This window comes from Lolliginicoccus suaedae (genome assembly GCF_008312885.1).
Lineage (GTDB): Bacteria > Actinomycetota > Actinomycetes > Mycobacteriales > Mycobacteriaceae > Lolliginicoccus > Lolliginicoccus suaedae.
In genome coordinates, this window is sequence record NZ_VSSO01000004.1 from 467483 (window position 1) to 487029 (window position 19547).

The window sequence follows — 19547 nt, forward strand, 5'->3', positions numbered from 1 at the left end:
CCGCTGCCCTGGCCCCGCGGAAGGAATGCGTGGCCGGTCACTCTGTGCTCGATGCAACCCTACTGCGAAACCGCGCCGGGGAAACAGGAAGGGGTGCGGACTTTCCGAGGAAAGCACCGCACCCCTTGGCCTGGGCCTGGATTACTTGGCGGACGGACGTCCTGAGGCCGGGTACTGGTAGAAACCGTGCCCGGTCTTCTTGCCCACTCGTCCCGCTTCCACCATGCGCAGCAGCAGCGGCGGCGGCGAGTAGAGGGGCTCCTTGAACTCCTCGTACATCGAGTCGGCGATCGCCTTGATCGTGTCGAGGCCCACGAGGTCGCTCAGCGCGAGCGGCCCCATCGGGTGGGCGAGACCAAGGACGATGGCCTTGTCGATGTCCTCCACGGTCGCGAACCCGGACTCCACCATGCGAATGGCGGAGAGCAGGTACGGCACGAGGAGGGCGTTGACCACGAACCCTGATCGGTCAGCAGATCGAACGACCTGCTTGCCGAGCACGTCGCGTGCGAATGCCTCCGCACGCTCGGATACGTCGGTGCTGGTCATCAGCGTGGTGACCAGTTCGACCAGGGGCAGCACGGGCACCGGGTTGAAGAAGTGCATTCCGACGACGCGCTCGGAGTGCTTGGTGGCCATGCCGAGCTTCATGATCGGGATGGACGAGGTGTTCGAGGCGAGGACGGCCCTCGGGTCGGTGACGATCCGGTCGAGCTCCGCGAAGATCGCGGTCTTGACCTTCTCGTCCTCGAGCACTGCCTCCACGACAAGCTGACGATCCGCGAAGTCACCGAGATCGGAGGTGAAGCGGAGCCGCCAGGCGGCCTGCTCCCGCTCCCGCTCGGTGATCTTCCCGCTGCTCACGCCACGGTCAAGCGATCGGAGGATCCGCGCCCGGCCCGCAGCAGCGAGTTCACGGGTCTGCTCGAACACCAGTACGTCGACGTGTGCGCGGGCGCACACCTCTGCGATACCAGCACCCATCTGCCCGGCGCCGATAACACCTACACGCGAGATCTTGTCCCCGGCGCCTGCCTTGGAGGCGGGAGTGTCAGCTTGGCCGGGCATCAGTGGAACTGGCCTTCTTCGGTCGAGCCCTTCAGCGCCGCGGTGGAGGTGTTCGGGTCGACCGTGGTGGCGATCTGGTCGAAGTAGCCGGCGCCAACCTCGCGCTGGTGCTTGGTGGCGGTGTAGCCGCGCGACTCGGACGCGAACTCGCGCTCCTGCAGGTCGACGTAGGCGGTCATGCCCTCGCGGGCGTAGCCGTAGGCCAGGTCGAACATGGAGTAGTTGAGCGCGTGGAAGCCAGCGAGGGTGATGAACTGGAACTTGAAGCCCATGGCTCCGAGCTCGCGCTGGAACTTCGCGATGGTCGCGTCGTCGAGGTGCTTGCGCCAGTTGAAGGACGGCGAGCAGTTGTAGGACAGCAGCTGGTCGGGGAAGTCAGCCTTGACAGCCTCGGCGAACTTCTTGGCGACCTCGAGGTCCGGAACGCCGGTCTCCATCCAGATCATGTCGGCGTAGGGAGCGTATGCCTTCGCGCGAGCGATGCAGGGCTCAATGCCGTTCTTGACGTTGTAGAAGCCCTCGGCGGTGCGCTCGCCGGTGATGAACGGCTTGTCGCGCTCATCCACATCGGAGGTGATGAGGGTGGCGGCCTCGGCGTCGGTGCGCGCGATGACCAGGGTGGAGGCGTTCGAGACATCGGCCGCGAGGCGTGCCGAGGTCAGGGTGCGGATGTGCTGCTGGGTGGGGATGAGCACCTTGCCACCGAGGTGGCCGCACTTCTTCTCCGAGGCGAGCTGGTCCTCCCAGTGGGAGCCAGCGGCGCCAGCGGCGATCATGGCCTTCTGCAGCTCGTAGACGTTGAGCGCGCCACCGAAGCCGGCCTCACCGTCAGCGACGATCGGGACGAGCCAGTTGTCGATGGAGGTGTCGCCCTCGACGCGGGAGATCTCGTCGGCGCGGAGCAGCGCGTTGTTGATGCGGCGCACGACGGCGGGGACCGAGTTGGCCGGGTAGAGGCTCTGGTCCGGGTAGGTGTGGCCGGAGAGGTTCGCGTCACCGGCGACCTGCCAGCCGGAGAGGTAGATGGCCTTGAGGCCAGCGCGGACCTGCTGCACGGCCATGTTGCCGGTGAGCGCGCCGAGCGCGTTGATGTAGCCGTCGCCGTTCACGCCCTCCCAGAGGATCTCGGCGCCGCGGCGGGCGAGGGTGGGGTCCTCGACGACCGAGCCCTGCAGCTCCGCGACCTGCTCAGCGGTGTAGTCGCGGGTGATCCCGGCCCAGCGGGGGTTGGTGTCCCAGTCCTGCTGAATCTCAGCAGCGGTACGTGGCTTACCGACGTTAGACATCGACGCTCCAGTTTCTCTGTGTCTGTAGTCCTGGCGATGACCGAGCGGCCAGGCCGCTCCGTGAACTCCCTGTTACCGGAAGCTCACGCTGCTCCATGCTTCGCAGCGGTGCATCCCATCGGATCTGTTACCTCTCCGACAATGCCACACATTAAAGTCGCAGGTCTACCACTTGCAAGTGCCAATCTTGGCTAGCTTTTCCAACCTTTCTGCGAATCTTGCGAAGATGCACCTGGCTGGCCGCGCGAAAAACCGTACGAGCGTTACGTTAGCCCAGGTGAGCGATCCGGCCCGCCGATCCCCCGCCGGAGCCAGCCCCGGCCGCTGCCCCGGCGCGCTGTGAGAGCTTTCACAGTTGGCAGCCGGACCGGCCTCGCACGCCGCGCGACTCCTGTCTAGCCTGGAGGGGTGGCGAAGACATTCGTGGGAGCCCGGCTGCGACAACTGCGGGCCGAGCGCGGCCTCACCCAGGTCGAGCTCGCCAAGACCCTCGCCATCTCCCCCAGCTATCTCAACCAGATCGAGCATGACGTCCGCCCGCTCACCGTGCCCGTGCTGCTGCGCATCACCGAGATGTTCGGCGTCGACGCCACCTTCTTCGCGTCCCAGGACACCACTCGCCTCATGGCGGAGGTCCGGGAGGTCCTCCTCGACGGGGAGGTGGGCGTGGAAGCCGATGCCCAGGAGGTCGCCAGCCTCGTCCAGTCCCACCCGCTGATCGCGCGCTCGCTGGTCAACCTGCACCGCCGCTACCGCAACACCACCTCCCAGCTCGCCGCCGCCACCGCCGACAGGTTCAACGACGGCAGCGGGTCCGCCACGATCAGCATGCCGCACGAGGAGGTGCGTGACTTCTTCTACTCGTGGCAGAACTACTTCCACGAGCTCGATACCGCTGCCGAGCAGCTGACCACCCGCATGCGCATGCACCATGCCGACGTGCGGCGCGAGATCGCCCGGCGCCTCGAGACCACCCATGATGTGCAGATCCGCAAGCGCATCGACCTCGGCGACTCGGTCCTGCACCGGTTCGACCCCAAGACGCGGGTGCTCGAGATCTCCACCCACCTCTCCTCGGGCCAGCAGGTGTTCAAGTTCGCCACCGAGCTCGCCTACCTCGAGCGCGGCGACCTGCTCGACGAGCTGGTCGAGCAGGGCAACTTCCGCTCCGAGGCCGCCCAGCGCCTCGCGCGCATCAGCCTGGCCAAGTACTTCGCCGCAGCGACGATCCTGCCCTACAAGCAGTTCCACGAGGTCGCCGAGGACTTCCGGTACGACATCGAGCGGCTCTCCGCGTTCTACTCCGTCAGCTTCGAATCGATCTGCCACCGGCTATCCACGCTCCAGCGGCCCAACCTGCGCGGGGTGCCGTTCTCGTTCGTGCGGGTGGACCGCGCCGGCAACATGTCCAAGCGGCAGTCAGCCACCGGGTTCCATTTCTCCTCCACCGGAGGCACGTGCCCGCTGTGGAACGTCTACGAGACCTTCGCCTACCCGGGCAAGATCATGCGCCAGATCGCGGAGATGCCCGACAAGCGCCGCTACCTGTGGATAGCCCGCACCGTGGAGCGGCGCGCGGCCCGCTACGGGCAACCCGGCAAGACCTTCGCCATCGGGCTTGGCTGCGAGCTGCGCCATGCGGGCCGCACCGTCTACTCGGATGGCCTGGACATCGGCAGCGGCGGCACTGCCACGCCCATCGGCGTGGGATGCCGGATCTGCGAGCGGGAGCGCTGCCCGCAGCGGGCCTTCCCCACTATTGGCAAGGACGTTGACCTCGATGAGCACCACAGCATGATCGCGCCATACGTGATCCAGGGCTCGGGCCAGTCCGGACCGACCGAGCGCATCCCCGACGAGGAGTTCGTGCCGCATTTGTGAGCCACGACGCGCCCGTGTCCCTAAGGAGCGTTGATCGCGATCACATCTTTATCCGCGAGCTATCGCACGGGTGGCCGCCCCGCCTAGGGTGGACACGACCAGTCCCGGCCATTCGCGTGGTCCCGGGCTCACGCTCAACGCTAGGGGAACCCCATGCTCGATGTCTTCATCGGCTTGCTCGCTGATTTCGGCCAGTTCATCCAGGAAAACGGCGGTCGCGGTGACTTCGCGAACCTCGAGGTCGTCCTCGGTGCCTTCGAGGAGCAGACCGCGATGTTCGGCTCCTGATCCAGCTGGCCACTGATCCAGTTGCCCAAGGCGGCGGTCCCCTTCCCGGGGGCCGCCGCCTTGTCGCTGGCGGACTGGCCCCGCTCCCCTGGTCCCGCATCCCTGATTCGCCGCGAATGCCAGGTTTTACCCCCGTGTAACCGTCATTCATATCAGCGTGACAAGCAGACACGTTCCCGAAACAGCCGCTCCCTAGCGTTCCCCTCACCGGATCGGCGCGGTCATCAGTACGCCGCGCCACACCGCCCAGGGACTCGGAACGAAAGGTGCGTTGAATGAGGCTTACCAAGCGCGGGGTCGCCGCCCCCACCGCCATCGTGGCGGTCGGACTCCTGCTCACGGCATGCGGAAGCCGCGCCGGGGATGACACGACCTTCGCCGCAGCGGAATCCTGCGTCGACACCTCCGGCGACACCATCAAGGTGGGCTCGCTCAACTCTCTGACCGGCACCATGGCCATCAGCGAGGTCACCGTGCGCGACTCGATCGCGCTCGCCGTCGACCAGATCAACGCTGATGGCGGCGTCATGGGCAAGCAGATCGAGGTCGTCGGCGAGGACGGCGCCTCCGATCCCGCGAAGTTCCGGGAGAAGGCCGAGAAGCTCGTCCGCAACGATTGCGTCGCTGCGGTGTTCGGTGGCTGGACCTCCGCGAGCCGCAAGGCCATGCTGCCGGTCTTCGAGTCCAACAACGCGCTGCTGTACTACCCCGTGCAGTACGAGGGCCTCGAGTCCTCGCCCAACATCTTCTACAGCGGCGCCACCACCAACCAGCAGATCGTGCCCGCCCTCGACTACCTCAAGGAAGAGGGCATCACCTCGATCTACCTCGTCGGCAGCGACTACGTCTTCCCGCGCACCGCCAACGACATCATCAAGGCCTACTCCGCCGCCAACGGCATCGAGGTCCTCGGCGAGGACTACGTGCCCCTCAGCGGCTCGGCGGACTTCTCCACCATCCTCAACAAGGTCCGCTCGGCCCAGCCCGACGCCATCTTCAACACCCTCAACGGCGATGCCAACGTCGCGTTCTTCAACGAGTACGCGAACGTGGGCCTCGAGGCCGCCACCACCCCGGTGATGTCGGTGTCCATCGCCGAGGAGGAGGTCGCGAGCATCGGTGTCGACAACATCGAGGGCCAGCTGACCGCCTGGAACTACTACCAGACCGTCGATACCCCCGAGAACGCCGCGTTCGTCGCTGCGTACAAGGACCGGTACGGCCAGCAGAAGCCGACCTCCGACCCGATGGAGGCCGCCTACGCCTCGGTGTTCCTGTGGCGCGCCAGCGTCGAGGAGGCAGGCTCGTTCGACGTCGATGCCGTTCGTGAATCGGCCGGCGGCGTGAGCTTCGATGCGCCCGAGGGAACCGTCGTGATCGACGGCGAGAACAACCACCTCACCAAGACGTCCCGCATCGGCGTCATCAACGCGCAGGGCCTCATCGACACCGTCTGGGAGTCCGACGGCCCGATCGATCCCGATCCGTACCTGACGTCCTACGACTGGGCCGAAGGGCTCGGCGGGAACTGACCCCACCTAGCGGGCCCGCGCCGATCACCGGCGCGGGCCCGCTCCCGTGCCACCCCACCCCTCACAGGAAGGACTGGGAAACGCGATGGACATCGTGACCAGCCAGCTCTTCACCGGCCTCAGCATGGGATCGATCCTGCTGCTCATCGCCCTGGGCCTCTCCCTCACGTTCGGCCAGATGGGCGTGATCAACATGGCCCACGGCGAGTTCATCATGGCCGGCTCCTACACGGCGTTCGTCGTGCAGCAGGTGTTCTCGAGCGCCGGGGCCTCCCTGCTCGTGTCCCTCGTCCTCGGCTTCGTCGTTGGCGGCGTTCTCGGCGTCATCCTCGAGATGACCCTGCTCAAGCGCATGTATCACCGCCCGCTCGACACGCTGCTCGTCACCTTCGGCGTCGGACTGATCCTCCAGCAGGTCGCCCGGGACATCTTCGGCGCTCCCGCCGTCAACGTCGTCACCCCGGACTTCCTGCGCGGCGGCATCGAGATCTTCGGCAGCGTCGTGCCCAAGACCCGCATCTTCATCCTGCTGCTCGCCATCGCCTGCGTCATCGCGCTCGCCGCCGCCCTGAAGTACACCCCGATGGGGCGCCGGGTGCGCGCGGTCGTCCAGAACCGTGACCTCGCGGAGGTCAGCGGCATCTCCAGCCGCCGCACCGACATCACCACGTTCTTCATCGGGTCGGGCCTCGCTGGCGTCGCGGGGGTGGCGCTCACCCTCATCGCCTCGACGAGCCCCACCATCGGGCAGGCCTACATCGTGGATGCGTTCCTCGTCGTGATCGCCGGCGGGCTCGGCCAGATCCGCGGCGCGGTGATCGCCGCGTTCGCGCTCGGCCTGCTGCACTCGGTGTTCGAGTACTCCACGACCGCGAGCATCGCCAAGGTCCTGGTGTTCTTCGTGATCGTCATCTTCCTGCAGGTCCGCCCACAGGGCCTGATCAGCGTGAAGACAAGGAGCCTCGCGTGATCCAGACAACCAGCCCGCCCAGCACGCCCCCCACCCCCAGCGGCACCGCGAGCCCGGGCACTCCCGGCCGCTCGCTCCTCGCCCGCTACGGGACGCTCCTCGGCTTCGGCGCGGGCGCGCTCGTGCTCCTCGTCGTCGCCCCGGCACTGCTCAGCGAGTTCCGGCTCGGCCTGCTCGCGAAGTTCCTCACCTTCGCCATCGTCGCCGTCGGCATCGGCCTCGCCTGGGGCCGCGGCGGCATGCTCACCCTCGGCCAGGGCGTGTTCTTCGGGCTCGGCGCCTACATGATGGCCATGCACATGAAGCTCGCCGACGCCACGCTCGAAGGCGGGCCCGGCACGCTGCCCGACTTCATGCAGCTCGCGGGCCAGCGCGAGCTTCCCGGATTCTGGCTCCCGTTCACCAGCCCGCTGGTGACCCTCCTCGCGATCGTGCTGGTTCCCACCAGCCTCGCCCTGCTGCTCGGCCTCGGCATCTTCAAGCGCCGCGTCAAGGGCGCCTACTTCGCCATCCTCAGCCAGGCGCTGGCCGCCGCGTTCGCCATCCTGCTCATCAGCCAGCAGAACACCCTCGGCGGGTCCAACGGCATCAGCTACTTCCGCACCTGGTTCGGCTTCAACCTGCGCGACCCAGCGAACCAGCAGATGCTGTACTTCGTCGCGGCCGGAACGCTGCTCGTCATCATGGCGATCACCTGGCAGATCATGCGCAGCCGCTACGGCGAGCTGCTCGTGGCCGTGCGCGACCAGGAGGAGCGCGTGCGCTTCCTCGGCTACGATCCCGCCAACATCAAGCTCGTCGCCTATGTGATCGCCGCCCTGTGGGCATCCATCGCGGGGGCATTGTTCGTTCCCATCGTCGGCATCATCACCCCGCAGGACGTGGGCGTGCTCGCCTCGATCGCCTTCATCATCGGCGTCGCCATCGGTGGCCGCACCACCCTCCTCGGCCCGGTGCTCGGCGCGATCGCCATCGCCTGGGCCCAGACGTCCCTGTCCGAGCAGTTCCCGTCCGCCTGGACCTACGCGCAGGGCGCGCTGTTCGTCCTCGTGGTGGGCTTCCTGCCCGGCGGCATCGCCTCGCTGCTCGTGTGGCGGCGACGCAGCAAGAAGGCGGACCAGCAGAAGGAGGCCAGCGCATGACCACCCATGCCCCGACGCCCGGCGGCAATGCCGGAATGAGCTCGGAATACCTCGAGGTGCGCGGCCTCACCGTCGACTTCGACGGCTTCAAGGCCGTGCAGGGCGTGGACCTCACGCTCATGCAGGGCGACCTGCGGTTCCTCATCGGCCCCAACGGCGCGGGCAAGACCACCCTCGTCGACGCCATCACCGGGCTCGTCGCCGCCACCGGCTCTGTGGAGAAGTCCGGGGTCGAGCTGATCGGCAAGCCCGCCCACAAGATCGCCCGCCTCGGCGTGGGACGGACGTTCCAGACCGCCAGCGTGTTCGAGGAGCTCACCGTCCTGCAGAACCTCGACATCGCCGCCGGGGCCAAGCGCTCCCCCTGGTCCCGCCTGCGCGCCCGCACCACCATCGACCCCCGCATCGAGGAAGCCCTCGAGACGACCGGCCTCGGCGCGCTGCGCGAGACACCCGCGGGGATCCTCGCGCACGGGCAGAAGCAATGGCTCGAGATCGGCATGCTGCTCGTCCAGGACGCCACCGTGCTCCTGCTCGACGAGCCCGTCGCCGGAATGAGCCACGACGAGCGCCAGCAGACCGGCGAGCTGCTCCAGCGCATCGGTGGCGAACGCACCGTCGTGGTCGTCGAGCACGACATGGACTTCATGCGCCAGTTCGCCACCTCCGTCACCGTGCTCCACGGCGGCCAGGTCCTCAGCGAGGGCAGCGTCACCGAGGTGCAGGCCGACCCCCGCGTGCAAGCCGTCTACCTCGGCACCGCCGCGACCGCGGAAGGAAATCACCATGCTTGAGCTGCGCGACGTCCACACCGGCTACGGCCGCACCACCGTCGTCCACGGCGCCTCCATCACCGTCCCCCCGGACGGCGTGGTCGCCATCATGGGGCACAACGGTGCCGGCAAGACCACCCTCCTGCGTGCCGCGGTGGGGCTGTGCAAGGCCACCAAGGGAACCGTCCTGCTCGACGGGGAGGACGTGACCAGCATGCGCCCCAGTGGACGGGTCGCCCGCGGCCTCGCCTACGTGCCGCAGGGCCAGCAGTCCTTCGGGCAGCTCACCACCATGGAGAACCTGCAGCTCGTCGCCGACGGCCGCGCGCGCGGCAAGGCCCTCATCGATGAGGCGCTCGACATGTTCCCCGCGCTCACCACCCTCCTCCCCCGCAAGGCCGGGCTGCTCTCCGGCGGCCAGCGCCAGCAGCTCGCCATCGCGCGGGCGCTCATCACCGAGCCGCGCATGCTCATCCTCGACGAGCCCACCGAAGGCATCCAGCCCTCCGTCGTGCAGGAGATCGAGGAGAAGATCCTCGCCCTCACCGAGCGTGGCAACCTCGGAGTGTTGCTCGTCGAGCAGCACATCGGCTTCGCGCTGCGGGCCGCGCAGCACTACTACGTCATCGAGGCCGGGCACATCACCGCGACCGGCAACGGTGGCGCTGCGGCCGCCAGCGAGGTGCGCGAGGCCATGGCGATCTAGGCGTTCACGGGAGGCGCAACTGGTTCTGGTTCGTGCGAAGCCACTGACCGTGCTTTTCCGGTAAAAATTGAGCACACCAGCTATAAACCACAAGCTCAAGGCCGAATCGGACAAGGACGGCACATGACCAATCCCGAACATGATCTCGTGGTGTTTGGCGCCACGAGCTTCGTTGGCAAGATCCTGGCCCGCAACCTCGCGGAGCACTTCGCGAGCGGCGCGGATTCCCTGCGGTGGGCCATCGCGGGACGATCGAGGGCGAAGCTCGAGGAGGTGCGGCGATCGCTAGGCGACGCCTGGCAGGACCTCCCCATCATCGTCGCGGATGCTAGCAACGAGGATCAGCTGCGTGACCTGTGCGCGCAGGCCCGAGTGGTGGTTTCCACGGTCGGGCCGTACGCGCTCTACGGCGAGCCCCTGGTCAAGGTCTGCGCCGAGACAGGCACCGACTACTGCGATCTCACCGGCGAGACGCAGTGGATCAAGCGGATGATCGACAAGCATGAGTCGACGGCCCAGCAGTCGGGCGCGCGCATCGTGCACTGCTGCGGCTTCGATTCGATCCCCTCGGACATGGGCGTCTACTTCCTCCAGCAGCAAGCGCGCAAGCAGTGGGGAGCACCAGCCACGGAGGTGGCGATGCGCGTCAAGACGCTCAAGGGCGGCGCATCGGGCGGCACGATCGCCAGCATGATCAACATTGTCGAGGAAGCCGCTGGCGACCCCGCCCTGCGCAAGCAACTGGCCAACCCCTACTACCTGTGCCCGCCCGATCACGGCTTTACCGCCCGGCAGCACTGGGTGAAGTCCGCCGAGCTCGACAAGGACTTCGACGCCTGGGCCGCGCCGTTCATCATGGCGGCCATCAACGAGCGCGTCGTTCACCGCTCGAATGCCCTCTCCGGCAAGGCGTACGGCGAGCGCTTCACCTACAACGAGGCCGTCCTGACGGGGACTGGTGCCCGAGGCAGGATCACTGCCCTGTCCTTGGTCACGGGGCTCGGCGCCTTCATGGCAGGTGCTGCGATCAAGCCCACGCGGAGCCTGCTGCAGCGCTACGTCCTGCCGAAGCCTGGCGAGGGCCCTAGCCCGGAGGCCCAGGCAGCGGGCCGCTACGACATCCGGTTCGCCGGACGCTCGGAGAGCGGTGATGCCATGCGTGCCAAGGTCACGGGACAAGGCGACCCGGGCTACGGCTCCACCGGCAAGATCCTGGCCCAGGCCGCGATCAGCCTCGCGCTCGACCATGCCAGCAACAGTCGCGATGGAGGCTTCTGGACCCCCGCGACCCTGTTCGACGAGCGCTTCATCGACCGGCTGACCCGCTACGCGGAGATGCGTTTCGAGGTGATCGCATGACCACGCGCATCCTCCACGTCGTCACCAACGTCGACCAGTACGACGCCCCCTCGCACCCCACCGGGCTCTGGCTTTCCGAACTGACGCACGCCTATCACGTGTTCGAGGAGAAGGGGTACGAGCAGACGATCGTCAGCCCGAAAGGCGGGAAGTCCCCGCTCGAGCCCCGCTCGCTGAAATGGCCAAACTTCGACAAGACCGCCAAGGCCTGGAAGTCCAGCGATGAGCGCATGGCACTGCTCGCCGACACAGCCAAGCCGGAAGACATCGACCCGACGGAGTTCGACGCCATCTACTTCACCGGCGGGCACGCCGTGATGTGGGACTTCCCGGATTCCGAAGCACTGCAGGCGATCACGCGCGGGATCTGGGAGAACGGCGGCGTCGTCTCCTCGGTCTGCCACGGGTACGTCGGGCTGCTGAACACGAGGCTCTCCGATGGCACGCTCCTCGTCGACGGCCGCAAGGTCACCGGCTTCTCCTGGCGCGAGGAAGTGGTCGCACGGGTCGACAAGCTGGTGCCCTACGACGCCGAGGCGGAGATGAAGCGGCGCGGCGCGCTGTACGAGAAGGCCAAGCTGCCGTTCGTCCCCTACGTCGTTGCTGATGGTCGGCTCGTGACCGGGCAGAACCCCCAGTCCGCCAAGGCCACCGCGAACAAGGTCGCCGAGGTGTTGTCCGACTGATCCCAGCGGGCACAAGAGCGGTGGGGCCGGCACAGCCACGGAATATCCCCCGGGGAACCCATCCCGGACACGTATCGTGAACGGCATGGGCAAGTGGCAGAACAACCTCAAGGGACAGCGGGTCCTGATCACCGGCGGCGCGCGCGGCCTCGGCGCGGCGCTCGCCCGCGCCCTCACCGAGCACGGAGCACGCGTGGCACTGCTGGGCATCGAGCCCGATCTCCTCGAGAAGGTCGCGGCCGACTGCGCGGCACCGTGGCGAGAATGCGACGTCACCGATGCCAAAGCCGTGGAAGCCTGCATCACTGAGCTTGTCGAGGAGCTTGGTGGGCTCGATGCGGTCATCGCCAATGCCGGTGTCGCCGCGCAGCTCCCGCTCATCGGCGGCAACCCGGACGTGTTCCTCCGCACGGTCGATGTCAACGTGATCGGCGTCTACAACACGATCCGTGCCGCGGGCCCGCACCTGTGCCACGAGCGCGGCTACGCGCTGCTCGTCTCCTCTCTCGCCGCGGCGATCCACCTGCCGCTGCTCGGCGCCTACAGTGCTTCCAAAGCCGCGGTAGAAGCACTCGGCGACGCGCTCCGTGCCGAGCTGCGGCCCCACGGTGGCGCCGTCGGCATCGCCTACTTCGGCGAGCTCGAAACTGAGATGACCGAACGCGGATTCGGCACCCGCGCGGCCGCCGAGCTCGTCAAGAACATGCCCATGCTCAAGGTAGCGCCTGTCGCACCAGCGATCCGAGCGCTCGAGCGCGGCATCGCGAAGCGTTCCCGCGTCATCGTCTCCCCGCGCCATGTGGGGCCGATCCTGCATTCCCGCGCGATCACCCAGCGCATCATGGAGGTCGTCATGCGTCGCAACGCGCTGGCCGCCATCGAGATCGCGCGAGCCGAGAATGCCCCGCTCACCACGATCCAGCCCGAGCGCCCACGCAAGAACCGCACCGGAGGAACAGCCTCGTGACCACCCCTCGCATCCCGTCCGGAGGGCTCGCCGAGCTCGGCCCCGTCAACTGGCTGTTCACCAGGCTCGCGCGGCGAGCGATGCGCGTCGACGACGTTCACTTGTTCAGCACGCTCGGCCATGCGCGGGGGCTCTTCCGCGCCTGGTTGCTGTTCTCCGCCCGCCTCATGCCTTTTGGATCGCTGCCACGCTATGAGGTCGAGATGCTGATCCTGCGCGTCGCGCACCTGCGCGGCTGCGCCTACGAGCTCGACCATCACGAGCGCCTCGGCCGCCGGGCCGGGCTGAGCCCCGCACTGATCGCCAGGGTCCAGGAAGGCCCCGCGGCACCTGGCTGGTCGACGCGGCACCACGCTCTGCTCGTCGCCGTCGATCAACTCGTGGGCACCAGGGACATCGATGACGATGCCTGGCAGGCTCTCACGCGATTCCTCGACGAGCGCGAGCTGATCGAGATCGTCATGCTCGTCGGGCAATACGATTCGCTGGCCACCACGATCCGTGCGCTGCGCATCCCCCGCGATGTCCGCCCAGCTGCTCGTCGCCACGCCAAGGCGAACTAAGCGCGGGGGACGGCCGCTTGTGTGAGGTTTTGAACCCTGGAACGCACCGAGGAGGGTGCAAAAGGTAGCACTTCCGAGGATGGGCGCCCTTGAGCTGGAGACCCAGCAAGCAGAAGGGGCAGCCACCTAGAGTGGCTGCCCCTTCTGCTCAAGCTTCGGTCAGAAGTTGATCATGTGCCCCGCGAGGCCATGGATGGCCTCCTGCAGGGCCTCGCTCAGCGTCGGGTGGGTGTGCACGTTGCGCGCGAGCTCGTTGACGGTGAGGTCCCACTTCTGGGCGAGCGTCAGCTCGGGCAGCAGCTCGGAGACGTCCGGGCCGATGAGGTGGCCGCCGAGCAGCTCGCCGTACTTGGTGTCGGCGATGAGCTTGACGAACCCCGTGGCGTCACCAAGACCGTGCGCCTTGCCGTTGGCCATGAACGGGAACGTGGCGACCTTGATGTCGTGGCCCTCGTCCTTGGCCTGCTGCTCGGTGAGGCCGAACGACGCCACCTGCGGCTGGCAGAACGTTGCCCGCGGCATCATGCGGTAGTCGCCGAGCTCAAGGGTCTCCGCGCCACCAATCGTCTCGGCAGCAACCACGCCCTGCGCCTCCGCGACATGGGCGAGCTGCAGCTTGGCGGTGACATCACCGATCGCATAGATGTGCGGAACGCTGGTGCGCATGCGAGCATCGATATCGATGGCGCCGCGCTCGGTCACCGAGACGCCAGTGTTCTCGAGGCCATACCCCTCGATGATCGGGGCGAAGCCAATGGCCTGCATCACCTTGTCGACGGTGACGGTCTCGACCTTCTCGGACTTGTTGTCCTTGATCTTCACCGTGACCTTCGAGCCATCATCGTCGAGGCTCTGCACCGCGGCACCGGTCCTGATGGTGACGCCGAGCTTCTTGTAGGCCTTCTCGATCTCCTTGGAGACGTCCGCGTCCTCATTGGGCAGGGCACGGTCGAGGAACTCGACGATCGTGACATCCACGCCGAAGTTGGCCAGCACGTAGCCGAATTCCATGCCGATGGCGCCAGCACCAATGATGAGCATCGAGCCGGGCAGATCACGTGTCATGATCTGCTCCTCGTAGGTCACCACGTTCTTGCTCAGCTCGGTGCCGGGCAGCAAGCGGGTGCTCGCCCCCGTCGAGATGATGGCGTTGTCGAACGTCAGCTTCTCGCTGCCGCCCTTGGTGAGCTCGACCTCGATGGTGCGGTCATCAGCGAAGGAGCCGCGTCCCTCGTACTCGGTGATCTTGTTCTTCTTCATCAGGAAGTGCACGCCCTTGACGCGACCGTCCGCGACCTTGCGGCTGCGGTCGAACGCGGCACCGAAGCCCATAGAGGGATTGCCCTCGATGCCGAACAGCTTCGCTTCCTTCGTGATGAGGTGCGCGAGCTCCGCATTGCGCAGCAGCGCCTTGGAGGGGATGCAGCCCACGTTCAGGCACACCCCGCCCCAGTATTTTTCCTCCACGATCGCAGTCTTGAGACCTAGCTGGGCGCAGCGGATCGCCGCGACATATCCACCAGGTCCAGCTCCGAGAACAACAACGTCGTAATGTGCAGCCACGGTGTACGAGCGTAGTCCTGTGCCCGCGGTCTGTCCTCCGTTGGGGTCGAATCCCCGGAATCCGACGCTCCCTGGTACCCCTCGGCGCATACTGGCGAAACCCGGAACGACCAGTACTCAACGACGAGGAGCTGGGCCAATGACGGATCTTGCCCACAACCGGACCGAGGCGGAGCACGAGGCTGGCGACCCTGCCCCCAGCACCACGGAATGGTCGGCCACGCGCATCGCGGCCGCCATCGCCGACGGCAGCATCGCTGCCCGCGCAGTGCTCGAGCAGCACATCTCGGTGCTCGACCGCAATCGCGCGCTCAACGCCATCGCCGCCGACCGCTTCGGCCTGGCCCGGCACGAGGCCGACCAGATCCGCACGGGCACCAGCATCACCAGCGCTCCCCTGCTCGGTGTGCCCTTCACGGTCAAGGAGTTCATCGCCGTCGCGGGCATGCCCAACACCGCGGGCTTCCCGCATCGCCGGCACCACCGGGCGCTCGACGATGCCCCAGTGATCGCGCGGCTCCGCGCCGCCGGAGCGATACCCATCGGCGTGACCAACTCCGCTGGCCCCATCTTCTGGATGGAGACCTACAACCCCCTCTACGGGCGCGTCAGCAACCCCTACGACCCCAGCCGCACCGCCGGTGGCTCCTCCGGCGGGGACGGTGCCGCCGTGGGCTGTGGCGGATCCCCGCTCTCCATCGGCTCCGACATGGGCGGCTCGCTCCGCATCCCAGCGTTCTTCAACGGCGTCTTCGCCCACCTGCCGTCAGTGGGGCTCGTGCCGACCACCGGCCACTACCCGATGGCGCACGGCGACGCCCGGCGCAGCCTCTACCTTGGCCCGATGGCCCGCCGCGCCGAGGACCTCCATGCCGTGCTCGCGGTGATGGCCGGACCCGATGGGGACGACCCGCATTCGCGATTGATGCCGCTGCACGATCCTGCTCGCATCGATCTCGCGGGCATGCCGATCATCCTCGCGATCGACTCCACCATCACCAAGCCAGGGATCGAGCTCGAGACCGCCCGCTACCTCGCTGCCAACGTCCTCGAGGCGCGCGGCGCGATAGTGACCGAGACACCCCTGCCCACGCTCCGGTGGGCGATCGCGCAGGCATTCGCCTCCTTCAGCTCCACTCTCGACATCGCGAGCACCGTCGCCGACATCCTCGGGCGGGGCCACGATGGCGCGCTGCCCGCGATGCTGAAAGCTCCTCTCGCGATCCTCCAGCTCGCCGAACGGGCCCCCGCCCGCCGCGCCAGGACGCTCGCCGCCCGCAAGCTCGTCAGCGCCGCGGAGAAAGCCGCCGAGCAGATCACCGAGCTGCTCGGCGACGGAGCGATGCTCTACCCCCCGTTCCCCCGCCCGGCGCCGAAGCACTTCACCACCTACGGCCAGCCTTGGCTCGCCTCCAATACGCTGGTGTTCAACATGCTTGGCTTCCCCGTCACCCAGGTGCCAACGGGACTGGGCAGCACCGGGCTACCGCTCGGGCTCCAGGTAGCCGCTGCCCCCGGCAACGATCACGTCACGCTGCGCATCGCGCAGGCCCTCGAGAGCGGGCTCGGCGGATGGCGTCCGCCGCGGATCCCGTGACGCGCCCCGACCGCGCGGGCATCGGGCCGCGAGTTCGCGCACACTGGTGGGCATGGATGACCCCTACTTGTGGCTCGAGGACATCGACGGCAACACAGTCCTGGACTGGGTGAGGAAGCACAACGACACGACGCTCGCGGCCTATCGCGGCGAACGGCTCGACACTCTCGAGGCGTCGATCCGCGCGGCTCTCGACACCGAGGACCGCATCCCCTACGCGCGCAGGCGCGGCGAGCATCTCTACAACTTCTGGCGCGATGCCAGCAATCCCCGCGGGATCTGGCGGCGCACCACCCTTGACGAGTACCGCAAGCCCGAGCCGCAGTGGGAGATCCTCATCGATGTGGACGCGCTCGCCGAGGCCGAGGACGAGAACTGGGTGTGGGCCGGCGCCTCCGTGCTGCGGCCTGGCTTCGACCGCGCGCTCATCGCGCTATCCCGCGGTGGCGCCGATGCGTCGGTGATCCGCGAGTTCGACCTCATGGACCTCCGGTTCATCCCCACCGGCTTCCAGCTCGACGAAGCGAAGTCAGACATCAGCTGGATCGACCGCGACACGATCCTCGTCGGCACCGACACGGGCCCCGGCTCGCTCACGAGCTCCGGCTATCCACGCATCGCACGGCAATGGCGGCGCGGCACGCCGCTCGCCGAGGCAGAGATCCTCTTCGAGGGCGAGCACACCGACGTCGCCGTCAGTGCCTCGCACGACCCCACCGCTGGCCACGAGCGCACCGTCATCGAGCGCGCCATCGACTTCTATCGCTCCGAGCACCATGTGGTCACCCCCGCCGGGCTGCACAGGCTCGACGTCCCCGAGGACGCCCAGGTATCGCTGCACAAGGACTGGCTGCTCATCCGCACCCGATCCCCATGGCGAACCGCAAGCAGGGAGCACCCCGAGGGCACCCTCCTGCGGGCCTCCGTCACCGACTACCTCGACGGAGACCCCCGCGTCGAGACGGTGTTCGAGCCTGGCCCTACCACGACGCTGCTGCAATGGTCATGGACCGATACGTTCCTCGTGGTGGTCACGCTGCGCGATGTTCGCACCGAGATCCATGTCGTCGATCCCACCACGTGGGCCTGGCGCGCGATCGACGGCCTGCCCGAGCTTGTGAGCACCCAGATCACCGCGACCGATGCGGATAGCGACGAGATCTTCCTGACCTCGAGCGGCTACATCACTCCGCCAACGCTCTGGCACGGAATCGTGGCGAGCACCACGGTGGATATGGTCCCGATCAAGCAGGCACCATCGCTGTTCGATGCTCGAGGGATCAGCACGACCCAGCACTTCGCCACCTCCGACGACGGCACGCGCATCCCTTACTTCGAGGTCCGGTCCGGCGATGGGCCCGGACCCACGCTGCTCTACGGCTACGGTGGCTTCGAGAACTCCCTCGTCCCGGCCTATAGCCCCGGAGCAGGTCTTGGATGGCTCGAGCACGGAGGCACCTTCGTGGTCGCCAACATCCGCGGCGGCGGCGAGTACGGCCCAAGCTGGCATACCCAGGCGCTCCGGGAGAACCGCGAGCTCGCGTACCAGGACTTCGCTGCCGTGGCCCGGGACCTCGTAGAGCGTGGCGTGACGACGCCTGAGCAGCTCGGCGCGCAAGGCGGCAGCAACGGCGGACTGCTCATGGGCGTCATGCTCACCCGGTACCCCGAGCTCTTCGGGGCCATCGTCTGCCAGGTACCTCTGCTGGACATGCAGCGCTACCACCTGCTGCTCGCCGGAGCATCCTGGATGGCCGAGTATGGCAACCCGGACGAGCCTGCCGATTGGGAGTTCCTGAGCACGTACTCGCCCTATCACAACGTCGATCCTGACCGGGAGTATCCACGAGCCCTCATCATGACCTCGACACGCGATGATCGCGTCCATCCCGGCCATGCGCGAAAGATGACGGCCCGGCTCGAGGAGAGCGGGCACACGGTCAAGTACTTCGAGAACATCGAGGGTGGGCACAGTGGCGCCGCGGACAACGCGCAGCTCGCGTTCAAGACCGCGCTCGCCTACCAGTTCCTGCACACGACCCTGGGGACGGCGCGGTAGCCAATGGGCAACGCCCGGCCCGGCGGCGTGCCTGGCCGGGCCAGGCCGGGTTTGGCCGCCCCGACGGATGCGCTACCGGACCGTGTCGATCCACTGCGCGATCCGCTCGACCGTGGGCGCTGGTTCACGGATCCACCCGTTGTGCCCCTGCGGCCGGGAGTTGTACCAGTGCGCGATGCGGGCGGATCGAAGCTTGTCCACGAGATTGTTCACCGATGTCGACGGGGCGATATCGTCGCGCGCGACAGTAATCGCGAGCACATCGAGCTCCGCGTCCTCGAGCGCCTGCTCGTAGTCGATATCGGCATTCGCTGGGGAGATGCGGCCCGTGCGCGCGAAGCGCGACCAGTCCTTGATCAGGACACGGGACTGACGCCCGAATCCCGCGACATTGACCCGGTCGCCGGGCCAGTATCCGGCTATTCCCGCGGTCAGCGACATCATATGCCCGCCGACGAGCGGGCCGAGCGCCTTCATGCCCGGAAAGCCCCTGTAGTAGGGGGAACCGGCCCCGACGAGCACAACTCCGCCAATGGAATGTGGCGAGCGGGCCGCGACGAGGCAGCTGACTTGTCCACCGAGCGAGTGGCCGAGCAGGAAAGGCGTGGCTTCAGGCGCATGCTCGTGCAGCACCTCGAGCGCGCTGGGAACATCGACGGTGACGAGATCGTGGTAGCCGTACTCGCTGTTTGATGAGGGGCTGGGATTGCTCTCGCCCTGGCCGCGCAGTTCCGTGATGGCTGCCGGGTAGCCATGCCGGTTGAGTTCCTCGGCGAGGGGATCGTAGTAACCGGCGGGCAGCCCGAGGCCGGGGACGATGAGAAAGCTCGTTCCCGTGGCAGGCGTTCCCTCGGCGAATACTCGGACCGGGGTGACGGTACTGTCAGGCATCTGAATGGGAACCGTGATCATGGCGAACCTCCAGCGTCGTTGGTGACCACTGTAGGCGGTGGGCGCGCGCGGACGATGGTGGGTGGCAGGTCGCGGCGGGCAGTGCCCTGCGAATAGCGAAACGCGAGTAGGGCCGGGAAGCCTTGCGGCTTCCCGGCCCTGCTTGTTCACATGTGTTTGCCCGGCGGTGTCCTACTCTCCCGCACCCTGTCGGGT

17 protein-coding genes are annotated in these 19547 nt (G+C 67.3%); 13 read left to right on the forward strand and 4 right to left on the reverse strand.

The window, feature by feature from the left end; genetic code table 11:
* Window positions 1-141: 141 nt before the first annotated feature.
* Complete coding sequence (locus tag FXO18_RS13975; RefSeq protein WP_149361705.1) at window positions 142-1068, reverse strand: 3-hydroxybutyryl-CoA dehydrogenase; 927 nt, start codon at window positions 1066-1068, stop codon at window positions 142-144.
* Complete coding sequence (gene aceA, locus FXO18_RS13980) at window positions 1068-2354, reverse strand: isocitrate lyase (protein WP_149361706.1); 1287 nt, start codon at window positions 2352-2354, stop codon at window positions 1068-1070. Before aceA ends, FXO18_RS13975 begins: the two co-directional genes overlap by 1 nt.
* 408 nt (window positions 2355-2762) lie before the next feature.
* On the opposite strand from aceA, the gene ramB reads away from it, so the two are divergent.
* The 11 genes from ramB to FXO18_RS14030 all read left to right on the forward strand — a co-directional run bounded on the left by ramB (window position 2763) and on the right by FXO18_RS14030 (window position 13221).
* Window positions 2763-4235 carry an acetate metabolism transcriptional regulator RamB gene (ramB, locus tag FXO18_RS13985; RefSeq protein ID WP_149361707.1) on the forward strand — a complete coding sequence of 491 codons (1473 nt, stop codon included), beginning with the start codon at window positions 2763-2765 and terminating at the stop codon, window positions 4233-4235.
* Between the two features lie 153 nt (window positions 4236-4388).
* Entirely contained in the window at window positions 4389-4523 is a 135-nt protein-coding gene (locus FXO18_RS16190; RefSeq protein WP_268884973.1) for a hypothetical protein, read from the forward strand.
* Window positions 4524-4798: 275 nt separating this feature from the next.
* On the forward strand, window positions 4799-6055 hold the full coding sequence (gene urtA, locus FXO18_RS13990; RefSeq protein ID WP_149361708.1) for an urea ABC transporter substrate-binding protein: 1257 nt from the start codon (window positions 4799-4801) through the stop codon (window positions 6053-6055).
* Between the two features lie 85 nt (window positions 6056-6140).
* Window positions 6141-7025 (forward strand): urea ABC transporter permease subunit UrtB, encoded by an 885-nt coding sequence (gene urtB, locus FXO18_RS13995; protein ID WP_149361709.1) that lies wholly within the window; start codon window positions 6141-6143, stop codon window positions 7023-7025.
* A 122-nt stretch (window positions 7026-7147) separates the two neighbouring features.
* Entirely contained in the window at window positions 7148-8167 is a 1020-nt protein-coding gene (gene urtC / locus FXO18_RS14000; protein WP_235900678.1) for an urea ABC transporter permease subunit UrtC, read from the forward strand.
* Window positions 8164-8961, forward strand: coding sequence for an urea ABC transporter ATP-binding protein UrtD (urtD, locus tag FXO18_RS14005; protein ID WP_149361710.1), 798 nt, complete (start codon window positions 8164-8166; stop codon window positions 8959-8961). Before urtC ends, urtD begins: the two co-directional genes overlap by 4 nt.
* Window positions 8954-9646: an urea ABC transporter ATP-binding subunit UrtE gene (urtE, locus tag FXO18_RS14010; RefSeq protein ID WP_149361711.1), complete on the forward strand. Its 693-nt coding sequence runs from the start codon at window positions 8954-8956 to the stop codon at window positions 9644-9646. The genes urtD and urtE overlap by 8 nt, the downstream gene beginning before the upstream one ends.
* Before the next feature lie 123 nt (window positions 9647-9769).
* Entirely contained in the window at window positions 9770-11005 is a 1236-nt protein-coding gene (locus FXO18_RS14015; protein WP_149361712.1) for a saccharopine dehydrogenase family protein, read from the forward strand.
* Window positions 11002-11691 carry a type 1 glutamine amidotransferase domain-containing protein gene (locus FXO18_RS14020; protein ID WP_149361713.1) on the forward strand — a complete coding sequence of 230 codons (690 nt, stop codon included), beginning with the start codon at window positions 11002-11004 and terminating at the stop codon, window positions 11689-11691. Before FXO18_RS14015 ends, FXO18_RS14020 begins: the two co-directional genes overlap by 4 nt.
* Window positions 11692-11776: 85 nt before the next feature.
* Window positions 11777-12658, forward strand: coding sequence for an SDR family NAD(P)-dependent oxidoreductase (locus FXO18_RS14025; RefSeq protein ID WP_149361714.1), 882 nt, complete (start codon window positions 11777-11779; stop codon window positions 12656-12658).
* Window positions 12655-13221: a carboxymuconolactone decarboxylase family protein gene (locus FXO18_RS14030; RefSeq protein WP_149361715.1), complete on the forward strand. Its 567-nt coding sequence runs from the start codon at window positions 12655-12657 to the stop codon at window positions 13219-13221. The genes FXO18_RS14025 and FXO18_RS14030 overlap by 4 nt, the downstream gene beginning before the upstream one ends.
* 159 nt (window positions 13222-13380) lie before the next feature.
* Here the strand turns inward: FXO18_RS14030 and lpdA are convergent, their stop codons facing one another.
* Entirely contained in the window at window positions 13381-14784 is a 1404-nt protein-coding gene (lpdA, locus tag FXO18_RS14035; RefSeq protein WP_149361716.1) for a dihydrolipoyl dehydrogenase, read from the reverse strand.
* A gap of 139 nt (window positions 14785-14923) precedes the next feature.
* Here lpdA and FXO18_RS14040 point away from each other — a divergent pair, with 139 nt between their 5' ends.
* Window positions 14924-16381, forward strand: coding sequence for an amidase (locus FXO18_RS14040; protein ID WP_149361717.1), 1458 nt, complete (start codon window positions 14924-14926; stop codon window positions 16379-16381).
* Window positions 16382-16433: 52 nt separating this feature from the next.
* Window positions 16434-18440 carry a prolyl oligopeptidase family serine peptidase gene (locus FXO18_RS14045; protein WP_149361718.1) on the forward strand — a complete coding sequence of 669 codons (2007 nt, stop codon included), beginning with the start codon at window positions 16434-16436 and terminating at the stop codon, window positions 18438-18440.
* Window positions 18441-18512: 72 nt separating this feature from the next.
* Here the strand turns inward: FXO18_RS14045 and FXO18_RS14050 are convergent, their stop codons facing one another.
* Window positions 18513-19352 (reverse strand): alpha/beta fold hydrolase, encoded by an 840-nt coding sequence (locus FXO18_RS14050; RefSeq protein WP_149361719.1) that lies wholly within the window; start codon window positions 19350-19352, stop codon window positions 18513-18515.
* Between the last annotated feature and the right edge of the window lie 195 nt (window positions 19353-19547).

Excerpts from the sequence above, each read along its gene's own strand:
- FXO18_RS14045 (WP_149361718.1), top strand. The coding sequence starts at position 16,434 with ATGGATGACCCCTACTTGTGGCTCGAGGACATCGACGGCAACACAGTC.
- FXO18_RS13975 (WP_149361705.1), bottom strand. The coding sequence starts at position 1,068 with ATGCCCGGCCAAGCTGACACTCCCGCCTCCAAGGCAGGCGCCGGGGAC.
- FXO18_RS14050 (WP_149361719.1), bottom strand. The coding sequence starts at position 19,352 with ATGATCACGGTTCCCATTCAGATGCCTGACAGTACCGTCACCCCGGTC.
- urtE (WP_149361711.1), top strand. The coding sequence starts at position 8,954 with ATGCTTGAGCTGCGCGACGTCCACACCGGCTACGGCCGCACCACCGTC.
- FXO18_RS14015 (WP_149361712.1), top strand. The coding sequence starts at position 9,770 with ATGACCAATCCCGAACATGATCTCGTGGTGTTTGGCGCCACGAGCTTC.
- FXO18_RS14025 (WP_149361714.1), top strand. The coding sequence starts at position 11,777 with ATGGGCAAGTGGCAGAACAACCTCAAGGGACAGCGGGTCCTGATCACC.
- FXO18_RS16190 (WP_268884973.1), top strand. The coding sequence starts at position 4,389 with ATGCTCGATGTCTTCATCGGCTTGCTCGCTGATTTCGGCCAGTTCATC.
- aceA (WP_149361706.1), bottom strand. The coding sequence starts at position 2,354 with ATGTCTAACGTCGGTAAGCCACGTACCGCTGCTGAGATTCAGCAGGAC.
- urtD (WP_149361710.1), top strand. The coding sequence starts at position 8,164 with ATGACCACCCATGCCCCGACGCCCGGCGGCAATGCCGGAATGAGCTCG.
- FXO18_RS14020 (WP_149361713.1), top strand. The coding sequence starts at position 11,002 with ATGACCACGCGCATCCTCCACGTCGTCACCAACGTCGACCAGTACGAC.
- urtA (WP_149361708.1), top strand. The coding sequence starts at position 4,799 with ATGAGGCTTACCAAGCGCGGGGTCGCCGCCCCCACCGCCATCGTGGCG.
- urtB (WP_149361709.1), top strand. The coding sequence starts at position 6,141 with ATGGACATCGTGACCAGCCAGCTCTTCACCGGCCTCAGCATGGGATCG.
- FXO18_RS14040 (WP_149361717.1), top strand. The coding sequence starts at position 14,924 with ATGACGGATCTTGCCCACAACCGGACCGAGGCGGAGCACGAGGCTGGC.